At 45.5% G+C, this 5,771-nt stretch carries 9 protein-coding genes; all 9 read left to right on the forward strand.

The genetic code is table 11. From position 1 onward, the window contains the following. The first annotated feature begins 46 nt into the window (after nt 1-46). The 9 genes from Q0668_RS12620 (at nt 47) to Q0668_RS12660 (ending at nt 5,507) form a co-directional block, all read left to right on the forward strand. Complete coding sequence (locus tag Q0668_RS12620; RefSeq protein WP_298865125.1) at nt 47-745, forward strand: phage major capsid protein; 699 nt, start codon at nt 47-49, stop codon at nt 743-745. A 63-nt stretch (nt 746-808) separates the two neighbouring features. Further along, nucleotides 809-1,321 (forward strand): hypothetical protein, encoded by a 513-nt coding sequence (locus Q0668_RS12625; protein WP_298865102.1) that lies wholly within the window; start codon nt 809-811, stop codon nt 1,319-1,321. A gap of 341 nt (nt 1,322-1,662) precedes the next feature. Beyond that, nucleotides 1,663-2,325 (forward strand): hypothetical protein, encoded by a 663-nt coding sequence (locus tag Q0668_RS12630; protein ID WP_298865105.1) that lies wholly within the window; start codon nt 1,663-1,665, stop codon nt 2,323-2,325. After that, nucleotides 2,325-2,666, forward strand: a complete 342-nt coding sequence (locus tag Q0668_RS12635) for a hypothetical protein (protein ID WP_298865108.1) — start codon at nt 2,325-2,327, stop codon at nt 2,664-2,666. Before Q0668_RS12630 ends, Q0668_RS12635 begins: the two co-directional genes overlap by 1 nt. Continuing rightward, nucleotides 2,663-3,112, forward strand: a complete 450-nt coding sequence (locus Q0668_RS12640) for a hypothetical protein (RefSeq protein WP_298865111.1) — start codon at nt 2,663-2,665, stop codon at nt 3,110-3,112. The genes Q0668_RS12635 and Q0668_RS12640 overlap by 4 nt, the downstream gene beginning before the upstream one ends. Before the next feature lie 184 nt (nt 3,113-3,296). After that, complete coding sequence (locus Q0668_RS12645) at nt 3,297-3,749, forward strand: phage virion morphogenesis protein (protein WP_298865114.1); 453 nt, start codon at nt 3,297-3,299, stop codon at nt 3,747-3,749. A 10-nt stretch (nt 3,750-3,759) separates the two neighbouring features. After that, nucleotides 3,760-4,656: a phage tail tube protein gene (locus tag Q0668_RS12650; RefSeq protein WP_298865116.1), complete on the forward strand. Its 897-nt coding sequence runs from the start codon at nt 3,760-3,762 to the stop codon at nt 4,654-4,656. Between the two features lie 102 nt (nt 4,657-4,758). Continuing rightward, a complete protein-coding gene (locus Q0668_RS12655) occupies nt 4,759-5,130 on the forward strand; it encodes a hypothetical protein (protein ID WP_298865119.1) in 372 nt (123 codons plus the stop codon). 95 nt (nt 5,131-5,225) lie between these two features. Beyond that, the gene (locus Q0668_RS12660) at nt 5,226-5,507 is read left to right on the forward strand and encodes a hypothetical protein (RefSeq protein WP_298865122.1); all 282 of its coding nucleotides are present in this window, start codon (nt 5,226-5,228) and stop codon (nt 5,505-5,507) included. Nucleotides 5,508-5,771: the final 264 nt, after the last annotated feature.

A 5,771-nucleotide genomic window follows, 5' to 3' on the forward strand; every position in this document is an offset into this window, starting at 1 on the left:
GACATCTCGGTAATGAAAACCAGGGTCAGGGGAATATCCGGACAGACTGCTAGGTGAAACAACACTCAAGCTTCATAAATTAGCAGTGCTGGTGTACTTGACTGAAGAATTAATCAATGACAACGGGATGGCGCTTGAATCTTACGTCAACAAAAAAGTGACAGAAGAAATGGAGTTTGTACTAGGTGAATCTATCTTTAATGGAAACGGTGTCAGTAAGCCGTTAGGGATTATGCAATCAACGGCTAGAGTGTCTGTTCCGAAAGAAGCCGGTCAGGCAGCCAATACGATTCTGGCTGAAAATATTCTGAACATGTGGAGTCGAATGAAGGCGTCCTCAAGAATGAATGCAGCCTGGTTTATTAATCAGGATACCGAACCTCAACTTCATCAGATGAGCCTGGGAGTTTCAACTGCAGGCGGACAATTAGTCTATATGCCACCTTCTGGTTTGTCTGACAACTCCTATGCAACGTTAATGGGACGTCCCGTAATACCAACAGAGTTTAACGAAACTCTGGGAACCGAGGGAGATATCATGTTAGCCAGTCTGGATGATTATATCACCATCAGTAAAGGGGGAATCGAGCAGGCTGAGTCAATGCATGTAGAGTTCCTCACAGACCAGTTGGCTTTACGCTTCATCATGCGAATTGATGGAAAACCCTGGGAGACTCAACCATTAACCCCTTACAAAGGTACTGCTACTCAATCCAGTTTTGTCACTCTGGCAACACGTGCTTAGTGACATGTAGAAGTAAATCAAAATTCCCATTTCAAAAATCGAAATCGAGAAGGATCTCATTCAATGTTTAATAAAGAATTCCTGGAAAGTCACGATATTATTCCCGCCTTCATGCCAGTTGACTTGGCAACTGCTACCAATACTGGAGACCGGGTTAATCTGAAAAATTATGATCGTTGTCTCTTTATCTTATTGGCCTCCATTGGAACGGCGGGAGATGACCCTGTGGTCTCTGCATTGCAGCACGATGCCGCAACTTCTGGCAATTCTAAGGCTCTGAATTTCACTCGCATTCGGCATAAAGTAGGTGCGACTGATATCAATGCCATTGGTCAATTTTCTCTCATCGAACAAACGGAAGCAGCAAGTTTCGACACTGCATCCATTGATGGTGCAGAAAATGAGGCCCTGGTCGCAATTGAAGTCCTGACAGATGATTTAGACTCTGATAACGGTTTCACTTTTGTTTCATTTAACGTGGCAGACGTTGGGGCAAACTCACAGCTCGGAGCAGGATTTTACATTCTGCAGGGAGCTGGTTACGTCAATGAAATTAAACAGTCTGCTATCGCATGACGCCTCTTTTCTTCAGTCAGGAAAAATTTCTGGGAACTACTACAGATGAATCAGAGATTAAAACAATCAGTCAAAACATCTCAAATCGAATCCTTGGCAGAACGGATTTTTATTCAAATGTGTGTCACCACACATCAAGGATTTGATGAATCACACTATGTAAGAAGAGCCTACAAATTAGCCAAATCCTTCTATCAAACTGTTGATACCGAAATGGCCTCGTCAAATGTGAAAGAAACAACGATGAAAAAATGATGGTCGTAGCTATGACCATTTGAAGAAATGATTTAGTTCACGATTTCAGACAATGAATGAAAGCACTCTCAGGAGACAAATTGAAGATGGCATTAACAGACAAGGCAACAATCAAAACGCTTCTCGGCATCAGTGATACGTCACTGGATGCTGCGATCGATTTAATGATCCCACAGGCTGATGCCATCATCAAAGGTTATTTGCAGCGAAACATCGAACAGGCAATCTACACGGAGTACTACAGCGGTTCTGGCGATAAGGTCCTGTTGCTTAACCAGACTCCAGTGCAATCAATCACCTCAGTTCATTTAGATAGTGACGGATATTATGGGGACGGCACGGATGCTTTCCCCACCTCTTCTGTATTGGTTGAGGGAACGGACTTTGTTCTCCAGAAAGATGACGCAACGAATACAGAAGTCAGTAAAAGTGGGATTGTCTATCACACAGGTAAAGGCTGGCCTCGCCCTTCCTCGCGGCTGCAAGGGCAATTAACCAGTGCTCCCGGTATAGGAATAGGGAACATCAAAGTTGTTTATGTTGCCGGATGGGCAACTGTGCCATCTGACATTCAATTTGCGGCTAACAAATTGGTGATCTCTATGGTTCAGTCCATGGATCATGGTGGTCGCGTTGAGTCGGAATCGATTGAGGATTACTCCTACACGCTTGCTGGATCCGAAGACGAAAGAAAGTTCCTTGATTCTGTCAGAGGATCATTGGCCCATTACAAGAAGATTGTGATCTGATGGTAACCGTAGCCCAACTAAACAAACTGTATCTAAAAATGTCTGGCACCGAAGCCATTACGCTCACGACGAAACGGGGTGTGAATAACGATACCGTGGAAACCCAAAGCATCTCTCATGCCTGGATGCGGGATATTACACGGGATGACATTGTCAGAGGACTTGTCACATCAGCTTCAGAGGGCATTGTCTGGAATATTCCTAACCTATTATTGGCGGGCAAAGAGATCGAAACAGGCGACGCCATCACAGATTCGAATAGTGTAGTCTGGACAGTGATCGCTGTCTCACGTGTGCGATCACAAACTCATTGGCGTTGTATTAGCAGGAGGGAGAAATGACAGCCATTCTGGAATCTATCCTGACAACCGTGAAATCAGAAATCGAATTATTGACTCTGACCGGTATCGCCGACGATTCGATCATAATCCAGAAAGTACCCAGCACGCGAAATTTTACCAGTACAGACTTCCCGGCAATTTTAATTGCATCAGGTACGCCGAAACATAACCCGAAGGAGGGAACTAATGAGAGAGACCAGATTGAATATCAAGTTGGTGTTTTTATCGTGGACGCAGATCAACAGAACCAAATACTCAACAGAGACAAGTATTTAACCTGGTATGAAACGATTGTAAAGAAGTTTCGCACTCCTCGTTTAGCGGGCGTGGATTCCATTGTCAACAGTTACGTATCCCCCGGGGCAGTTGTAGACCCGGGATGGTTTGAAGCCGGAGAATATCACGCAGGGATGACCCTGTGGTTTATCAGTTGGGAGACAAGATAATGGCAGAGTATGAATTCAGCACGGAGACGGAACAGACCATCTCAATTCGAACGACCCACGGTAGATTGAAGTTCAGGACAGATGTGGTTACTGCGAAAAAACTGTATGCCGAAATGAAAGGCATGAGCTTGGTGCACCTCGAAGCCCTCAAACCACAGATCACAACTGAGAAAGGATCGCGGCCATGTCTAAAGAAATTGACATCGAAGATCTCGGAGAGTTCCTCGACGGAATCGTCGTCGTCACACAAAAACCCAAATCCAAAAGTGTGATGCAGATAATTGTCGAAGAAACGAAAGAGAAGCTCAATACTGGATTCCAGCAAGGAATTTCTCCGACTGGATCAAAATGGCCTGCTCTGAAACAGCCGAGACCACCGCACAGGAATCAGAATAATAAACCGCTGCTTGATACTTACAAACTTCAGGAGAGTGTGACAGAAAAGACAGCAGACCATTTCGAAGCAGTCAGTGATGAAAGATTGACTCTCGGGACGTATGTTGAATATGCAAGCACGCATCAAGAAGGATCAGGACTAATCCCTCAGCGACAATTCCTGGGTTTCAACGAGAAGATAACAGATAGTGCGACCACCAAAGTCGCTGATTCAGTCATTCAACAAATCGATAAACTGTGAGGAAAATAAAATGACCACTCCCGAAATCGGAACATTCGGACTGATAGCCTTTGACACGGCTTTACCCTTTGATGCTAACTCGATCCCGATTGAGATCATCCTGCCAGAGTCTTTGGTCGAGACTGCTGAGATCATCGAAACTAACGGCATGACGGGTACGACAGACCACAATAAAGAACGCACACGTGAAGGATTAAAGCGAGTGTCAGGTAGCATCAAAATTGCCTGTTCTCGAATCGTCCTGGACACTCTGCTGCCTTATATCTGCGGAACAGCAGAAGCGACAAATGTGTTCGCTCTAGCTGACACTTTGCCGGAGTTCCTGCTAATGATCGACCGTGGTGCAAAGGTTTATACGTATTCAGGTTGTCGAATCTCAAAAGCTACTTTCAATGGAACAAAAGGCGACTTCTTATTCTTGGATCTTGAGATCGAAGCTGAAACAGAAACAGTCGGTAATGCCGGGACGTTCACACCTCTGACGGCTCCAACGGAAAAGCCATTCCTCATGGCCGATGGTGTGCTGACGCTCCAGGCTGCGACAAGATCCTTTGAGAATTTCAGCCTCACGATAGAGAATCGTCTCAACACTGAGTTGTTTGAGAACGGGCTGACTCGGCATGATATTCCCTTAATTGATCGTGTGGTCACATTGGCGACCGATCACCCTTGGGATACGGATAATACAGATCTTGTCAGACAGGATCTTGATGGTGCTGCTGGCACGCTGGTCTTCACGAATGCGGAAGTCATAACAGATGTGCTGACGTTTGAAATGGCTGCGATTCAGTACGCCAACATCACGCCTTCGATGGGTGGGAAAGATGTCATTCGACTGCCATTGCAGGGCATGGTTCGAAGTTCAGGAACAACGAAAAGTCTAATCGTCACAAATGCCCATGCTTAGAGTTATGAACGATTACTCAAGTTGTCTTGATGAGTTCAATGCGTTTCACAAAAGCTCTTCATGTTGATTTATTTATCACGGAATATTTTTAAGGAATAGAAAATGACGACGTCAGCGTATATTGAGGATGGATACACAGAAACCGGATACATGCAGGAATCACCGGGAATCCATCAGGCAGTGAGATTCGAGTTCCGGCCAGTGATGCCGGTAAAAATCAGGGAGGTGCTCGAGCAGTGGGGTTCAATCTCTGCTGCTGAGAAAACGAAGCGAATCAACAATCTAATCATTGACAATCTGATCAAATGGGATCTGCTGCATAAAGGGAACAGTCTGCCGATCACTGCCGAGGTTCTCTCTCGTCTCAAGCAGCCTTTTGTCGATCGACTTTTCAACATCATCACATATTCGGACATGAGTGATAAGGATCTCGCAGCAAAACAGGATGAGGCAGTGGCAGACACAAAAAACTAAGAAGCGGGATGGAGCTGCTCCTGTTTCATCCGAAAGTGGCGTTCAGAGATTGCGAGCATTGTCTCGATTACATTTACAACGAGGAGACAGGGCAGGTGAGAGTCACAAGCCGTGGTGAATGTTGCAAGCGGTTGCCGACTGTGCCTGCTCCCTGTCGAACAAGTAAGGGCTGCCCGAAAGGAACGCCAGAGAATCAGAATGTATTGAGCGGAAAGAATATGCGGGCTTATCAGCATTGGAAAGAATGCAAAGCGGTTGGCCAGTTTCCCGATGATCCCACTGTGAGACGGAATGCAGTGATTATTCAGGAGCTGACTGATATTGCTGCAGAGCAAAGACAGTTCCAGGTGATGAGCGCGATGATGGGTGTCAGGTAATCGTTCTAACAATCACTGATATCAGTTTACCCCAGTAAGAAAGCCAAACCGGTGAAGACAAGAACAAAGATCATATATGTGAGAATGCCGAGAAGGTTTTCCCTTCTGGCCACATTGAGGCTGGCCCAGAGTCTTTGATGTGTTCGGGTCTAACAGCCGCTTATTTGTGGGCAGGGCGATTAGACGGATCATGTTTGCTCAGAGATAAGTGAAAATACAGTAGGCGATTACAATTATGATTAACAGTGCACCGATAACATTAGG

The sequence above is a fragment of the uncultured Gimesia sp. genome (assembly GCF_937910335.1).
Lineage (GTDB): Bacteria > Planctomycetota > Planctomycetia > Planctomycetales > Planctomycetaceae > Gimesia.